This is a genomic window from Roseibium aggregatum, from assembly GCF_014692675.1.
Lineage (GTDB): Bacteria > Pseudomonadota > Alphaproteobacteria > Rhizobiales > Stappiaceae > Roseibium > Roseibium aggregatum_C.
The window spans coordinates 1-15636 of the sequence record NZ_JABFCZ010000025.1 but is presented as its reverse complement, the minus strand read 5'-3'; the positions used below and the strand labels follow the sequence as shown (position 1 = coordinate 15636).

Below are 15636 nucleotides of genomic sequence, written 5' to 3'. Positions count from 1 at the left end.
GCGTCTCGAAAGCGGACATTTGATCTGCTGGTAGACAGTCGGTGTTTTCTCTTCGTTCCCCATTAGGTCGTAAGCGGTGTGCTGTTCACACCTGAACGAGATTTTTCCGGGATGCAGTTTCGAGTGCGTTCAGCCTTGATTCTAGGATTAAACCAAGGAGCGACAACGACTTAGCCGACGTCTCCACATTTCGATAGAATATTTTCGACAACGGACGTAAGCGGTGCAGTGGCATCAATTGCCACCGCGTTCTTTGGAATGTCTTCTTTCGTGTGATGCAGCCGCTCAACCAATTCTCGTTCAGCTGGCTTTCCGCCAAACTCGTCTTCGGGCCGATTCCCGAGCCGCCTCTTTAATGTCTCCAAGTCAACTTCAAGAACGAAAACGGCGTCAAATAGTTCGATAAACTGATGGAAATTCCTTGAGCCGCCGCAGAAGAAGGAGATGGCGTGGCTTCGATCGGCCGCCAAGGATCTGACTTTGTCGACATCCCAAACATGATGTTCGTGTCCAAAAGCCACATCCAGATGGCTCTGATTATGCGCAGAACGTTCCAGCGGCTCACCCGTCTTGGGATTGCCTTGATATGCCAACTCGCGATCACCGTGGATGACGTGGTAGCCACGCTGTTGCAGTTCGGTGGCAACCGAGGTCTTGCCAGTTCCGGAAACGCCTTCGATCAAATAGTTTCTGATACCCATTTTGCTTCCGTTCTCGGAACCTCCTGATCCGCAGCCATGTTTAAGTTCCCCTGTCGCCCTCGGCGCAGAGTAAATACGGTATACAAATCAGGCGTGACATTCAGATTTCCGCCGCTTTAAAGTCCAAAGACGCATTTTGGTGCGTATGCATCCGGCCAAGGCCGTGGAGATTATGATTTCGGCTGGTCTGCCATGACGCGCTCGATCATTTCCGGATCGCATTGGCAATCCATTAGGAATTCTCGAACACCGCCGTGCCAGGTCCGTACCTCTGCGAGGAACTCCTTCAGGCTTTCGATGCCACGGTCTGTGAAGGTTTTGATGCCCTCTTCGGTGCTGCCATCATCGACATGGATCATCTCGCCATAGTCGATGTTGTCGGAGTTTCTGGCGACCTCCTGAAGGAGCTCGAGGTTCTCGCCGATCAGCGTGGCCACGTATTCGATCGAATAGACATGGGTTGGGCGCGCCATCAGGCTGCCTCCTGCCGGGTGGTTCCAGCGGGGGACCAGTTCCACGGCAACAGTTCCGGCAGCCTGGACACGGAGATGTTGGGGGTCCGGGCCAGGACATCCGCCAGCCAGGCCTGCGGGTCGATATCGTTCATTTTTGCCGAGACGATCAGGGAATACATGAACGCGGCGCGGTCGCCGCCGCGTTGGGAACCGGCGAACAGCCAGGCTTTTCTTCCCAGAGCAACACCGCGAAGCGCACGTTCAGCCGCATTGTTCGTGAGACAAAGCCTGCCGTCATCGAGGAAGCGGGTGAACGCCTCCCAACGTCCTTCCTTCTCGAACATGTAGTTGATCGCCTTGGTGACGGGGTTGTGCTTCGACATTTGCGCGCGCTGAGCCTTGAGCCAGTCGTGCAATTCCTCGATGAGAGGACGGGCATGTTGCTGCCTGACCGCCAGTCGCATCTCAGCGGGCAGGCCGTTTATGCCACGTTCGATGTCGAACAGGGCGTCAATGCGGGCGACAGCCTCCAGTGCGACGGGCGAGATCTCGTGAGCGGGTTTGTTCCTGCGTACATTGCCGGCAATGTCGGCCAGTTCGAAGAATTTGCGCCTTGCGTGGCTCCAGCACAGGGCGCTGATCACTGGCGCGGGGCTTCGGTCGGAACAATAGAGATCGTTGTAACCGCCATAGGCGTCGGCTTGCAGTGTGCCCTGCCACCCGGCGAGATGCCGGTTGGGATGGATCTTCTCGCGATTGGGAGAGAAGTAGAAGAGGGCTGCGGGAGGAGCGCCGCCCGCGAAGGGGCGATCATCGCGAATATATGTCCAGAGCCTCGCCTGCCTCGTTCCGCCCCGCGCCAGAAGCGGCACGGTGGTGTCATCCCCATGCAGGCGCTCGGCTGCCAGAACATGGGCGCGGAGCAGATCATGGATCGGCTGAAGGGCGGTCGCACAAGCCCCGATCTGATCGGCCAGTGTAGAGAGGCTGAGATCGACGCCCTCCTTGGCATAACGCTCGGCCTGCCGGTTCAAGGGCTGATGTTGCCCGAACTTCTCGAAGAGGATTGTTGCCAGCAGGTTCGGTCCTGCCCATCCACGCGGTGTGGCATGGAAAGGGGCTGGCGGCTGTGAGATCTTCTCGCAATCGCGGCACGTGAACTTCTCACGCACCGTCTGGATCACTTTCCACTGGCGAGGGATCACCTCCAGCGTCTCGGTGATGTCTTCGCCCATCTTCACGATCCGGGCAGAACCGCAGCAGGTGCAGGTTGACGGAGCGTCGATGACCAGGCGCTCGCGCGGCAGATGTTCCGGGAATGGTTTGCGTGCCGGACGACGCCGCTTGAAGGCGGAAACAGTCGTGATGTTCGCCACGGTTCTTTCTGCCGCGATCTCGTCCTCGGTGGCGTCGGCCTCGAGTTCCTCGAGCTGCAATTCCATCTGGTCAATCAGCCGGACGCGGCGTTCCGAACTCTGGCCATATTGCGCCCGCCGCAGCTTGGCGATCTCGAGCTTGAGGTGCCGGATCATCGCCTCGGAGGTGGTGACGACAGCGCGCACCTGTGCAAGATCGGCCTCGGCCGAGGCGGCACGCGCCTGCGATGCCGCAAGCGCGGCGCGCAATCTGTCAATCTCCGAGGTCGCTTCGTTCATGGCGGGAAATTACCATGCGCCGAAGGAAAAGCCTAACGAAAACAGATGAATACCGGTATTATCCGGCCTTCGACGGCCGTTGTGTCCAGCGTGGATTCCGCCAGTCGATCCCTTCCAGGAGGTAGCCCAGTTGCGCCGCTGAAACAGCAACGGCTAAACCGTTCGCGCTGGCCGGCCAGATGAACTTCCCTGCCTCCAAGCGCTTCATATAGAGCGACATGCCGACCCCGTCATGCCACAGGATCTTGATCAGATCGCCCTTGCGACCTCGAAAGCAAAAGATCTCGCCGCCATGAGGATCGCGCCCGAGCCCCTCCTGAACCTTCAGCGCCAGGCTGTTCATGCCGCAACGCATGTCCGTCACGCCACCTGCAATCCAGACCTTTACCCCTGCTGGAAATGCGATCATGACGCATCCAGGACCGGCAACAGACGGGCCAGGATATTCGGGTCGAGCGTCGCCGGGATCGTCAGACGGCGGCCATTGGGCAAACCGATCTCAATTTGCACCTGGTCGTCAGACCGAGGCTGCGCCACCTCCTCACGCCGTCCGCCTTCCGGTGGCGAAAGCGTCAACGGCACAAAACCGTGTGCAGCCGCACCGCCGAGAACGCCGTTCCGGTACTCCCGGCGCCAGATCGTCAGCAGCGAGCGCGACAGCCCGTAGCGTCGAGCCGTCGCAGAGCCCTGCCGATAACCCTGAAGGCTCTCTTCAACGATCCGGATCTTCTCTTCGTCCGTCCAATCCCGCCGGCGACCGAGATCATCGGCCGGCAGAACCTCAATTTGTGAAATGACTGTAGCGCATGACATAAGGCATGCACTTAAAGCCAAACGTCAAATCGTGATAGACGGCCTTCGGCGGAGGCGTACTTTGGTGCAGAGGACCTGACCGTTTGAGTTCGTATTGAACCCATAGGCAACTATGGACTGCATCCGCCAACTAGCACCGAATAATTCCATGGCAAGAGTTCGTCGATCCGGCTTTGTTTGTGGCCGTTGACGACAGCGGTCAATGTGGCTGCCAGGTAGGCTTGCGGATCGACAGCGTTGAGCTTGCAGGTCTCGATGAGCGAAGCGATTGCCGCCCAGTTTCCAGCTCCTGCCTCATGTCCCGCGAAGAGAGCGTTTTTCCTGTTGAGAGCAATGGGTCTGATGGTGCGTTCGACGGTGTTGTTGTCGATCTCGATCCGCCCGTCGGTCAGGAACAGGCACAAGCCCTCCCAGTATTTGGCGATGTAGTTCAGGGCTTCGCCCAGGGGCGATTTGGCGGCGACACGAGCACGATGATGCCTGAGCCATGTTTCCAGATCGGCGATGATCGGCGCTGCTCGCTCCCGCCGGCCCGCCATACGCGCCTCTGGATCGAGCCCGCGCAGTTCGGCTTCGAGGCGATAGAGGTCGCCGATGCGTTTCACGCCTTCTTCCGCAATCGGCGCAGAGCCAGTCCGGGTGATCTCAACCAACTTGCGGCGGGCATGGGCCCAGCAATAGGCCAGCCGGATATCCGGTCCTACCCGATCAGGCGCGATGAGCCGGTTGTATCCAGCATAGCCGTCGACCTGCAAAACTCCCGAGAAGTCCTGCAATATCTGTTCGGCATGGTGTCCCCCGCGGCCGGGTGCGTAGGTAAACGCAACACCGGGCGGTGCTCCGCCGTTCCACGGCCGGTCGTCCCGGGCCAAGGCCCAAAAGTATCCGGTTCTGGTTTTGCCGGAACCGGGGTCAAGTACCGGAGCCCGGGTTTCGTCCATGAACAACTTGGTGGACCGTTTCAGGTCTGCGATCAACGCATCAAAGACAGGACGCAATTCGAATGCCGCCCGGCCGACCCAGTCGGCAAGCGTCGACCGGTCGAGATCGATGCCCTGGCGGCTCATGATTTGCGCCTGCCGGTATAAAGGCAGGTGATCGGCATATTTGGAGACCAGCACATGGGCGATCATGGCCTCGGTCGGCAGGCCTGACTGGATCAGCCGCGCCGGCGCTGGAGCCTGAACGACGCCATCGGTGCAGGAGCGGCAGGCGTATTTCGGTCGGCGGGTAACGATGACGCGGAACTGGACCGGGATCACGTCCAGCCGCTCCGATACATCCTCGCCGATCGGATGCAGGCAGCCGCCGCAGGAACAGATCAGGCTTTCCGGCTCAAGGACCTCTTCAACACGGGGAAGATGCTTGGGCAAGGCCCCGCGATTGACCGACCGTCGTTTGGAAGCTCGTTTGTCGCCGTGGCTATCTGCCTCTTCCTCGGCATGAACAGCCGCAATGGCCGTTTCCAGATCCTCAAGCGCCAGGTCGAACTGGTCCGGATCGCGCTTTTCGGATTTCCGACCGAAGGCCGCCTGCTTGAATGCGGCAACGAGCTTTTCCAGCCGCGTGATCCGCTCATCCTTGCGGATGTTGCGCTCCTCGGAGACAATCAGCATTGCCTTCAGGGCTGCAATATCATCAGGCAGGTCGGCGGTATTCAACATGGGCCGGGTCTATCAAATCCGGCCATGATCCGCTTGTGGAAACAAGTGCCCGAGTCATCGTGCCGCAGCTATTCAACGGCCTCTGGAGCCCGGGTGGTGATCGCGCGAACGCGCCGCCAGTCCAGCCCTGCGAACAGAGCTTCAAACTGGGCGTGCGTGAGGGACATCAGGCCGTCCCTGATATCCGGCCAGGTAAAGGCATGGTCCTCAAGGCGCTTGTAGGTCATCACCAGACCGCTGCCATCCCAGTATATGAGTTTCAGCCGATCCGTCCGGCGCGACCGGAAGACGAACACCGTCCCCGTGAACGGGTCCTTGCGAAGTTCGTTCTTCACCAGCGCTGCCAAGCCATCATGCCCCTTCCGGAAGTCGACGGGCTTTGTCGCCACCATGATCCGCACCCGGTTCGACGGAAAGATCATGAGGACAGCTTGCCGAGAGCGTGGGCCACAGCTGCAATCCGCTTCGCGGACACGCCTGCTTCCAAACGGATTGTCATGCGGCCGATAAGGATCTCAGGGCGTTCGGTTTCAACGACAGCTTCAGATTCATCCGGCGCCGCGACAATCATGGCCGCAAATTCCACGTCATCTTCCGGAGCCGGCAGAACCAGCTTTCCACGACGTGCCAAGGTTCGCCAGGCTGACAGGTGGTTCGGCTTCAGACCGTAACGGCCGGCAACTTCGTTCACTGTCACGCCTGGACGCAAGCTCTCCGCAACGATCCGTGCCTTCACATCGTCTGGCCAACGGCGCGGGCTACCCGCATCACGTCCGTCCGTGAGAACCTCAATCGTAGCCTCCATGGAGAAACTCCCTCTCGATCCAACATGATCAGCCGATCACAGATCTTGAGAGACAGAGCAACGTGGGGGCAGAACAGCGGTTACATTAGGTCAGAAAGCGTGGAAGGCTAAGTGAACATACATCTGTCGAGTTTTATCCGAAGAGAGCTTGTAGTTCTCTGCGCTGAGCTGCGTGTTTTTCAGCATTTTCCTGCATAAGTTTACTGAGGTTGAGTAACTTCCATTTTACGGCAGGTAGGTTCGCGGCTTGCGGGCGGTCAATAACCGCGAATTCTGGCTCACCATCGTGAAGACCGAGCAGAAAATGTTTGGTGTTTTCATCGAAGCGCGATTGGATATCCGCGATCAGTTTCTTGCGGGTCTCCAAGAGCTCGTCCAGCGCAACAGCTGCCCTCGTCATACCTTCAAATTCTCTCGCATAGGGCTGGTCGAGATTGATGAGGTTCGGATTCAGGAGTTCGTGAGCAGGGCGCGGGGAACAAGCAACATAGATGAGGAAAGTTCGGAAGAGTTCGTCTGTCAAACCTTCGTTTTCGTAGAGCAATTTAACATCGTAGAGATCTCGGGGATGCTGGCGATCTAATGCCGCATGTAACTTGCCGCCAAAAAGATCTTCGAAAGCAACGATTTTCATTTCCGCGTACCCGAATGCCTCCTCGACCACTTCGGACACTTCGCGTTTTTCAGGGGTATGGATGACCCCACGTGTCACGGGCGATGTCTCAATTTTAATTTCTGCGCCGTTTAAACGAGCAAGAAGGCGAGTGGCACCCCCGCCGCCCCCTTTAATTCGCTGTGTTTTTGCGCTTGGAATGCCACCTTCTATGGCGACGGCAATGCGATCAATGGCGTTATTGATCTCGGTGAGACTTTCTGCGCGTTCCTTGATTGGTAGGTAGGTCAGGTCGATGTCGACCGATAGGCGTGGCATATCACGGTAAAATAGGTTGATTGCCGTGCCGCCCTTGAGTGCGAAGATCTGCTCGTCTGCGACATACGGGAGTATGCGTACGAGCATTTGCACCTGTGCAACATATGTTTCACGTGCCATCAATGGGCTCCGATTTTACAAATTCCTCCGGCACGACGATACGATAGCGAGGATGTATTTTGCCGCCCTCGACCAGGGCGCGGTCACCGCTGCCGAGGTTGAACTCCTCAGGATCGAGGCGTTTACGCCAAGGGTGGTTGTGGCGGTCTGCGAAGACAAAGAAAAGGCGCTTGACCTTGATCTTCTTGCAGCTGTGTAGCAGCGCTGAAAGCGTTCGGGGGCGTAGGGTGGTTAGGCTTTCAAACACCATATCGAGATTGTGAAAGCTCTCGTGGTCAGGCAGCTCGTCCATAATCTCCAAGACAGCCCGCTCAGGTGCTGACATCTTCAATTGCCAGGCCCACGGCAGGGAGGTTTCCGGATCACTCTCATCCATTTTCAGGCCAAGCGTTGGGTCCGAAAATAGAGACATGTTGCGAGTTTTAATTGGCGCGTTCAGGGGGAGTTTGGCAAGCCACTTTGGTATGCTCTTCCCATAGACCCAGACAGGGGCATTACTGCCGAGCCGAAGATAGTGGTTATATCCTTGTTGTCCGAGTGCGGTCATGCCACCAACATGGACGTCGTAATCCATGAGATACTGGACCGAGAGTAGGCAGATTCTCCAGTCGAGTATGTTTGAAGAGCCGGCTTTCGGCAGGGGACGCCAGAAGACGCCGCGATGGACACGTTGAAGCCAGCCGTTATCGACGTATTTGCGAGCGAGAAAGCGATTGACCCCATGACGCTCTAGCCATGCAGTGTTGACCATGAATCCCGGAGGTATGGCTTCAAGCGTTTTCTTTAGCTTAGACTCTTTGAGCGCACTCATGGGGCACAATTTAGCATATAATTAAAGATCTTGCCAGACATCTCTTTAAGAATATTTATTTTTGTGTACTTTAGGATCACAAAATTTGTCATTCTTAAAGGGGGTGAATCGCGATTATTCAGCTCTTGCAGGTTCTGCCGAGTGCTGGGTCAGTCTTACCGCGAAGGGGTCAAATAAATTCTCAGGCAACCCACGGCCGCTAAGCTGGTAGATCGTTGATGGTAAAGCGGTCATTCCGCAACGCGCGCCCAATTCGGTCGTTCGCTGGATTCAGGCCCGATCTGCAAAGCTGCCGTTCGTTGCACAACGTGCGAAGGTCAATAGAGGGCGGGGAGCGGACATTCACACTCCTTCAGTGAACGACCGGATTGGAGCCGGAATCGGAACGTCCACTCGTGCGGCGCGGCTGCCTAGAAACAGCCATTCGAAACGGCTAATAATCCAATATTAAAGAAGGTATCGAGTACAATTCCACTGCCCCTCAGTTGCTTCAGGTCAGGTGTGGCATCAATCTAGGATCCGCGGTAGTCGTTGAGGGGACGGGCAAATTGTCGGAAAGCAGATACAGCGTGGTGTACGTCGTCGGCGCGGGCTTATCGGCAGGTCTCGGATTTCCAACTATTACCGACCTTCTCCCGCAATTGTGGGAGCGTCTTGATCGCCAAGCTGCCGATGATCTTGCAGACGTAGTACGCTTCCACCATCCCGACTACAACCCGGCACTATATGGCACCTATCCGACTATCGAACAATTATTGTCGGAAATGAAGGCTAATGCGGACTTGTTCTCGGCAACTCGACCTGCAACCGGCGGCTTCACCAGTAATCAATTGGAGGATAGACGCTCCAAGTTGCTTTATGAGCTAGCAACGTGGTTCCACGAGCTTAAAAAGACCGCGCTGATTTCTAAGCCCGAATGGCTCGACCAATTGGTGACGGCGATGAAGAATGAACAGGCGGCGATCATCTCGTTCAACTGGGATTTGATTCTCGACCAGTTGCTGTTCGGCAAAGAGCTAGACAAGGCGAGTTATGGCCTCGATCGCCGCAGAACAGGAGTCCGTCTCATCAAGCCACACGGGTCGCTTAATTGGTTCAAGGACGATACTGCGGGTCCGCTCAGCGAGCGCAAGAAATTCGCTCTCACGGGGAACAAAACGAGCGGCGTCTTCGCCTTCCGCCCATTGCGAGCGCCGATATCGAAAAAAGGACGGCAATATATGCCTCTGATTATTCCTCCGGTCTATGCCAAGCAGTTCGAAGGTCCGCTTTTCCGGAAACTTTGGCAGGAAACGGTGCGGGTTCTCAGTACGGCAAGTGAAGTCCGGTTCCTTGGTTTTTCCCTCGCGGAGGCAGATTTCCACGCCAGGTTCGTACTGCGCTGCGGATTCTATAATCAGGAAAACGGCCAACTGAAGCGCGGTGGCGCGCGAGAAGCGCCGACAGGTCGTTCAAAAGTCACAGTAGTGGACCCATCGGACCACCCTCATAAACGAATCCGGAGCGTTGTCGGTTGGGAATGCGCCTCACACAAGAAGATGATCAGCGACTGGATAGAAGAAGGAGGACTTCTGTGTACCAGCTAAAGAGTTCAACATTGACACGTTAAAGCCCATCATGGCCGATATAGTCCGCGACCTATAAGACTCACGTCACGCCGAAAAAGAGGCTGACGGAGGCGCTGGTGCCGTTTTTTTGACGGGGCGGAGTAGAGGGGGTGGAGGCGTGGGCGGTAGATCGCTATGGCACAAGGCTCAGCTTTAGATCATCTGTTATTTTCGATATCGCGTACGAGCGGAATGCGTGCATTTGTGGTCGACAACCCGGCATTCGCCAGATGCCATTAATCGACTTTAAAATATGCCTATTTGTTGAGAAAAGTACGGCACTATCGATATAGGATTGCAGCGTTCCTTACAATTGGTATGCTTTGCGAAGCAATAATGCACGCTTAGCGAGATTCTACTGCTTCATGATTGAATTAGAACCTGCGATTAAAAACATCGCAACGGACAAGGTCCAGTCAGCCATCGAATTTGAAAATGGTCCGAAGCAAAATCCGCTTCAAATTGTGTACAGCGCCTTCTTTTGCTCGGTCGTGCGGCCCTCGGCACAGCTTATCTGGACGAACACCAGATTGTCGGAATGCGGAATATTCAGAAACTCGGCCGGCCCCAGCAACTCCGCACCGGCCTTATGCCCTGTCACCACCTGAAAAAAATCCGCTTCGGGAATGTTGAACGCGCTGACCAGCGCCCGGTGAACGCTTTGGCTGAGGGCGGCGGGGAAGGATGGATCTTTTGATTGGTCAGAATGGAAAATCCGAACGAACGGCATGGTTTGTCTCCTCTCAACGTTGCTTTACGAAACGGGAGCCGGTGGCTCGTGAGAACCGCCGGCAACCTTATGCGCGGCGATCAATCCGATACGCGGTCGCCGTTGGGGGCCTCGATAAACGCCATGACATCCCGCGCGCTGTCTGACGCAGCCATGCTCTTATCCTTGTGAAGCGGCCTCACCGAGCTCGGCGTTGGTCATGGCCTTGCCATTGAGGTTCCAGGTGCCGTCCACGGTGTGAACGCCATTCGACCAGATGCGGTCGGCGCTGAGTTTTCCTTTCGACAGGTCGAGCAGGATTTGCGTTGCCTCGTGGAAAAACGCCGTCTGAACCTCATGGTCCGCGAGCGCAAATGAAGGCGTCTTGGTTTCAATCCACGCGCCTTCGACGGGCTTGCCCCCGGCAAAGGCATGTCCCTTTGGCAATACGGTGACGTGGGAGGTGACATTGGGTGTCATGACCGCATTCCCGGCCAAACCGTGGCCCGCCAGAAAAGCCTCGGTGATTCTGGCAGCCGCAACGGCTTCCTGACCTTCAGGAAGAACGCCTTCGGTGAGAGTGATTGTGATGGGCATCGGGCATCTCCTATTTAACTTGCATTTTGCAATACGTGATTTCTTACGCCCACGTATTGCGTTTTGCAAGCTATTTTCCTAAAATTCTGAAATGCAGGAGAAAAACAGGAAACGGGCATCCGGTTGTCCGATCGCATTTGGTCTCGACATATTTGGAGATCGCTGGACGCTGTTGGTCATTCGGGAGATCATGCTGCGGGGCAAGCGGACCTACAGCGAGATCCTTGAGGCCGACGAAGGCATCGCAACGAACATATTGATCGACCGCCTGAAGCATCTTGAAAGCGAAGGCATACTTGAAAAGCGACGCGACCCGGAGAACCGCCGCAGTTTCATCTACAATCTGACGAAAAAGGGACGCGACCTCGCGCCAATCCTGATCGAGATCATCATATGGAGCGGCGCCCACGACCATCGGCCGAATGCGAGGCACGACGTCCTTGAGAAAATTCGGAAAGACCGCGCAGGTTTCGAGGCGGACCTTCGCGACAGCTAGCTCCAGAGCGTCGGGCGATACGCTGGAGAGGCTGGAAAACTTCGCTCCCGGAATGACAATCACCAAGGTAACGGTGGCGTGCCATTTCCCGCAGCTGTCATCCCGGTTTGGCGCGGCAGCGGCAAGACCGGGATCCAGTATCCCGTGTGACTTGCGGTTCGAATATATAGTCAAATCAAGAAATTACTGGATCCCTGCCTACGCAGGGATGACACTGAATGCTGTGGTGAGCCAGCCGTTCTATTGGCATAGATTTAAACCTGACAGCACCGTGGTGAACATGGCAGTTTGGTCAATGAGACCGCTGTCCGGTCCGAACCGGAATCGGCTACATTGCAGCCGACACACGGCAAGGGAGCGTTTCCATGGGTGAGCAACTGGACGTGGATTGTTGCGTGGTCGGCGGCGGGCCGGCCGGGGTCATGGCGGGGCTGTTGTTCGCACGCGCAGGTGCCAAGACGGTCGTGCTTGAGAAACACGCCGACTTCCTGAGGGATTTCAGGGGCGATACCGTCCACCCCTCGACGCTGGAACTGATGCATGAGCTCGGCATTCTGGAGGCGTTTCTCGCCCGGCCGCACCAGCAGCTGAGCCGGTTGTCGGCGCGGTTCGGCGACAAGCTGCTGCACCTGGCCGACTTCTCCCATTGCGGCACGACCTGCAAATTCATCGCCCTGATGCCCCAGTGGCATTTCCTGGATTTCCTCAATTCGGTGGCGGAGCCGCTGCCGACCTACCGGCTTCGCCAGAGCGCCGAGGTCACGGACCTGATCTTCGACGGCGACCGCGTGGCCGGCGTGCATGCCGAAACGGCCGAGGGTCCGCTTGAGGTGCGCGCGAAGGTCGTGATCGGCGCCGACGGCCGCGGTTCGCTGGTGCGGGATAGGGCCGGTTTCCAGGTCGAGGACATCGGCGCGCCCATCGACGTCTTGTGGTTCAAGGTGCCCCGCCCCGACGGCTTTCACGAGGAAGAGCCGCTGTTCAACATGAACAGGGGCAGCGTCGTCATCACCATCGACCGCGGCAGCTATTTCCAGTGCGCCTTCGTCATTCCCAAAGGTGCCGCGGAACGGGTGAAGGGCCAGGGGCCGGAGCATTTCCGCTCCGTCGTCGTCACGGCGGCACCCCATCTTGCCGGGCTGGTCGATGCGGTAACCGACCTTGACGACGTCAAGCTTCTCACGGTGACCGTGGACCGGCTCAAGATCTGGTCGCGCCCCGGCCTTCTGATGATCGGCGACAGCGCCCACGCCATGTCGCCCATCGGCGGCGTCGGCATCAACCTGGCGGTTCAGGATGCGGTTGCGGCGGCAAACCTTCTGGCCGGTCCTCTGGCGGCCGGCGAGGACGTCGATCCCCTCCTGCCCAAGCTGCGCGAACGGCGCCTGTGGCCGATCAAGGCGACCCAGTTCGTCCAGGTCCAGGCGCAGAACCGGCTGATCGCCCCGGCCCTCGAGACCTCCGCGCAGGCCACCCCGCCCCTTCCCGCGCGCCTCGCCTCAAGGCTACCCTTCCTGCAGCGCAGGCTGGCCTCGGTGATCGGCGTCGGCGTCCTGCCCGAGCACATTCACAGCCCGGAGAAATATCCCCTGCGAACGCCCCAATGAGCGCGAAGACGGACTGAGCGGCGGTCTTGGCGGCGCCGAACAGCTACAAATCACCGACGGCAATGTCCTGCCGACCAGTTCGGCCCCGTCCGACGACACCGCCTATCAGGTCAACCTGGCCTTCCAGGGCGGCGAGGCCGTCTGTGTCATCGACAACGACGGCACGGTGCAGTCGGTCAATCGTCTTTGAGGGCGCTCACGGTTCTCGTGCGCGGATCTTTCCTTCTGTGGACCGGTCTGCCATCATGTCGCGAAGCAGGCTGACAGAACAACCGCTGCGGCCTGTTCTCGAGATTTTCGCAGTCCTGAGCAAAGGATCAGCGTGGCAACCCAGCCTCAAACCGCAGCCGGCACAGGCGAGCCATACGATGACGGCCCCATCATCGTCTTCGATGCCTTGTGCGTGCTGTGCTCGACCAATGCGCAATTCATCCTGAAACACGACAGGCGCGGGCACTTCCGCCTGGCCTCCATGCAGGGCGACGTCGGCGCCGCCCTGTTCCGCCGCTGCGGCATCGATCCGGCCGACCCGGAAAGTTTCGTCATCGTTGAGGGCGACACCGTCCTCCGCAACAGCGATGCGGTGCTTGCAATCTATGACGGGCTGGGCGGCGCCTGGCGGGCCCTGACCGTTTTTAGGATCATCCCCCGGTTCCTACGCGACCGGCTTTATCTTCTGGTTGCCCGCAACCGCTACCGGATCTTCGGCCGGCGGGAGACCTGCTGGGTCCCCTCACCCGAACAGGCCGGGCGCATCCTTTGAAGTCCGTTCTCGTTCTCGGCGGCTACGGCGGCTTCGGCAAGCGCCTGTCGACACGGCTTGCCCGGGACGGCTGGCATGTGCTGGTCGCCGGGCGCAACGGCGACAAGCCCGAAGCTTTTGCCGCCACGCTTCCGAACGCCCGAGGACTGGTCGCGGACCGCAACGGGGATCTTTCGCCGGTCCTCAAGCAATGTTGCCCGGACCTCGTCATCGACGCGGCCGGTCCGTTCCAGGGCAGCGGCTACGCGGTCGCCGAAGCCTGCATTGCCCATGGTGTCCACTATATCGATCTCGCCGACGCGCGCGACTTCGTCTGCGGTATCGGCGCGTTGAAAGATGCCGCGACCCGGGCGGGCGTGACCGTCATAGCGGGCGGGTCCAGCGTTCCGGCTCTCTCAGGGGCGGTCGTCCGGCGGCTCACCGGAGGTATGGAGACGGTCCGCTCGGTCGAAACCTCCATCAGCGCCTCGAACCGGGCGACGGCTGGCGCTTCCGTTTCCGCCGCCATCCTGAGCTATCTGGGAAAGCCGGTGCGGATCTGGCGCGGGCGGAGATGGCGGCAGGCGCCCGGCCTGCATCTGATCATGCGGGAACGCTATGCGATTGCCGGCCACGAACCGCTGTCACGCCTCGTCGCCCTGTCGGATGTTCCTGATCACGAGATCTTTCCGGTGGAACTGCCGGGAAAGCCGGCTACCACTTTCCGGGCGGGACCGGAATTCGGTTTCCAGCTCATCGCGCTCTGGCTGTTGAGCTGGCCGGTCAAATGGGGCTGGCTGCGCTCCGCCGTTCCGCTGGCCCGATGGCTCCTTCCCTTACAAAGGCTCACCTCCGGCCTCGGCTCGGACCGTTCCGCCATGGCCGTGGAGGTGAAGGGTCTTGTCCGCAACCGGCCAGGCGTAAGGCGCTGGACACTGATCGCCGATCGTGGCGACGGTCCGGAGATCCCCGTGATCCCGGCCCAGCTTCTGGCAAACGCCTTGTCTGCCGGACGGCTGAAGCCCGGCGCGTTGACATCCGCCTCCCTGCTCTCCCTGGAGGATTTCAATGCGGAATTCGGCGGGATCGCCGTCACCCACGCAATCGAAACGCGGAGCTGTACACCGCTCTACCAACGCATCCTCGGCCCGGCCTTCGACAAGCTGCCGCCGCCGGTGCGCGAATTGCACACGGTCGTCGGCGACGGCGGTGCCACAGGGACCGCCACCGTCCGGCGTGGCAAATCGTTCCTCGCGCGCCTTGTCGCCACGGCGATGCGGTTTCCGCCGGAAGGAGACCACGACCTCCACGTCTCCTTCGAGGAGCGTCACGGCATCGAACACTGGACCCGCGACTTCGGCGGCCATGTCTTTTCAAGCCACCTTAGCCAGTCCGGCGACCATCTCGTCGAACGCTTCGGACCGATGCGGTTTTATTTCGACCTGCCGGCCGACGCCTCCAGCCTGACCATGGTCATGCGCAGGTGGACGGTCTTTTCCGTGCCCCTGCCGCTCGCCCTCGCTCCGAAAAGCACCACTCTGGAATGGGCGGAGGGCAAGGACTACTGTTTCGACGTTCCGATCGACCTGCCGGCGATCGGACGGATTGTGCACTATCGCGGCAGGTTGCGGATGGTGTGAAGCCGCGCCTGTCGCCCGCCCTGTCTTCAGGACAGTCCCGTCCAGCGGTTCAGAGACCACCCCGGATCAATTCCGGCGGTCGCCAGCGCCCTTGCCGCGATCTGGCGGACCATGTCGTCCAGTGTTTCCGGTCCGGCATAAAACGGCGGAACCGGCGGAAACACGATGCCTCCCATACCGGTTACCTTGAGCATGGCTTCCAGATGGCCCGCATGCAGCGGCGCCTCGCGGGCGAGCAGCACCAGCGGGCGGCGTTCCTTCAGGCAGACGTCGGCGGCCCGGG

The 15636-nt window shown here is 58.9% G+C and carries 18 protein-coding genes; 5 read left to right on the top strand and 13 right to left on the bottom strand.

All coding sequences use genetic code 11. The annotated features are described in order from the left end of the window. Window positions 1-170 precede the first annotated feature (170 nt). From HK439_RS20610 to HK439_RS20565, 10 genes are all read right to left on the bottom strand, one after another. Entirely contained in the window at window positions 171-701 is a 531-nt protein-coding gene (locus tag HK439_RS20610; protein WP_190293370.1) for an AAA family ATPase, read from the bottom strand. A gap of 170 nt (window positions 702-871) precedes the next feature. Continuing rightward, window positions 872-1174 (bottom strand): hypothetical protein, encoded by a 303-nt coding sequence (locus HK439_RS20605; RefSeq protein WP_190293369.1) that lies wholly within the window; start codon window positions 1172-1174, stop codon window positions 872-874. After that, window positions 1174-2811, bottom strand: coding sequence for an IS66 family transposase (tnpC, locus tag HK439_RS20600; protein ID WP_190293368.1), 1638 nt, complete (start codon window positions 2809-2811; stop codon window positions 1174-1176). Before tnpC (HK439_RS20600) ends, HK439_RS20605 begins: the two co-directional genes overlap by 1 nt. A 58-nt stretch (window positions 2812-2869) precedes the next feature. Continuing rightward, the gene (tnpB, locus tag HK439_RS20595) at window positions 2870-3220 is read right to left on the bottom strand and encodes an IS66 family insertion sequence element accessory protein TnpB (protein ID WP_190293367.1); all 351 of its coding nucleotides are present in this window, start codon (window positions 3218-3220) and stop codon (window positions 2870-2872) included. After that, entirely contained in the window at window positions 3217-3624 is a 408-nt protein-coding gene (gene tnpA / locus HK439_RS27165; RefSeq protein WP_190293366.1) for an IS66-like element accessory protein TnpA, read from the bottom strand. The genes tnpB (HK439_RS20595) and tnpA overlap by 4 nt, the downstream gene beginning before the upstream one ends. 110 nt (window positions 3625-3734) lie before the next feature. Then, window positions 3735-5288, bottom strand: a complete 1554-nt coding sequence (gene tnpC / locus HK439_RS20585; RefSeq protein WP_190293365.1) for an IS66 family transposase — start codon at window positions 5286-5288, stop codon at window positions 3735-3737. 68 nt (window positions 5289-5356) lie between these two features. Continuing rightward, window positions 5357-5710, bottom strand: a complete 354-nt coding sequence (tnpB, locus tag HK439_RS20580; RefSeq protein WP_029063680.1) for an IS66 family insertion sequence element accessory protein TnpB — start codon at window positions 5708-5710, stop codon at window positions 5357-5359. Next, complete coding sequence (locus HK439_RS20575; RefSeq protein ID WP_190293364.1) at window positions 5707-6093, bottom strand: transposase; 387 nt, start codon at window positions 6091-6093, stop codon at window positions 5707-5709. Before HK439_RS20575 ends, tnpB (HK439_RS20580) begins: the two co-directional genes overlap by 4 nt. Window positions 6094-6226: 133 nt before the next feature. Next, complete coding sequence (locus tag HK439_RS20570; protein WP_190293363.1) at window positions 6227-7144, bottom strand: nucleotidyl transferase AbiEii/AbiGii toxin family protein; 918 nt, start codon at window positions 7142-7144, stop codon at window positions 6227-6229. Then, window positions 7134-7955 (bottom strand): type IV toxin-antitoxin system AbiEi family antitoxin, encoded by an 822-nt coding sequence (locus HK439_RS20565; RefSeq protein ID WP_190293362.1) that lies wholly within the window; start codon window positions 7953-7955, stop codon window positions 7134-7136. The genes HK439_RS20570 and HK439_RS20565 overlap by 11 nt, the downstream gene beginning before the upstream one ends. A 569-nt stretch (window positions 7956-8524) precedes the next feature. Here HK439_RS20565 and HK439_RS20560 point away from each other — a divergent pair. Further along, entirely contained in the window at window positions 8525-9541 is a 1017-nt protein-coding gene (locus HK439_RS20560) for a hypothetical protein (RefSeq protein ID WP_190293361.1), read from the top strand. Window positions 9542-10019: 478 nt separating this feature from the next. On the opposite strand, the gene HK439_RS20555 is transcribed toward HK439_RS20560, so the two are convergent. Beyond that, complete coding sequence (locus HK439_RS20555; RefSeq protein WP_190293360.1) at window positions 10020-10292, bottom strand: tautomerase family protein; 273 nt, start codon at window positions 10290-10292, stop codon at window positions 10020-10022. A gap of 159 nt (window positions 10293-10451) precedes the next feature. Next, entirely contained in the window at window positions 10452-10868 is a 417-nt protein-coding gene (locus tag HK439_RS20550) for a 4-oxalocrotonate tautomerase (RefSeq protein WP_190293359.1), read from the bottom strand. Window positions 10869-10959: 91 nt separating this feature from the next. Here HK439_RS20550 and HK439_RS27385 point away from each other — a divergent pair, with 91 nt between their 5' ends. The 4 genes from HK439_RS27385 (at window position 10960) to HK439_RS20530 (ending at window position 15353) form a co-directional block, all read left to right on the top strand. Beyond that, the gene (locus HK439_RS27385; protein WP_190293358.1) at window positions 10960-11364 is read left to right on the top strand and encodes a winged helix-turn-helix transcriptional regulator; all 405 of its coding nucleotides are present in this window, start codon (window positions 10960-10962) and stop codon (window positions 11362-11364) included. 365 nt (window positions 11365-11729) lie between these two features. After that, window positions 11730-12971 (top strand): FAD-dependent oxidoreductase, encoded by a 1242-nt coding sequence (locus HK439_RS20540; RefSeq protein ID WP_190293357.1) that lies wholly within the window; start codon window positions 11730-11732, stop codon window positions 12969-12971. 322 nt (window positions 12972-13293) lie between these two features. Continuing rightward, window positions 13294-13734: a thiol-disulfide oxidoreductase DCC family protein gene (locus tag HK439_RS20535; RefSeq protein ID WP_190293356.1), complete on the top strand. Its 441-nt coding sequence runs from the start codon at window positions 13294-13296 to the stop codon at window positions 13732-13734. Next, window positions 13731-15353 (top strand): SDR family oxidoreductase, encoded by a 1623-nt coding sequence (locus HK439_RS20530; RefSeq protein WP_190293355.1) that lies wholly within the window; start codon window positions 13731-13733, stop codon window positions 15351-15353. Before HK439_RS20535 ends, HK439_RS20530 begins: the two co-directional genes overlap by 4 nt. A gap of 26 nt (window positions 15354-15379) precedes the next feature. Here the strand turns inward: HK439_RS20530 and HK439_RS20525 are convergent. Further along, the coding region (locus tag HK439_RS20525; protein ID WP_328804207.1) for a flavoprotein at window positions 15380-15636 on the bottom strand (257 nt) is incomplete at its 5' end.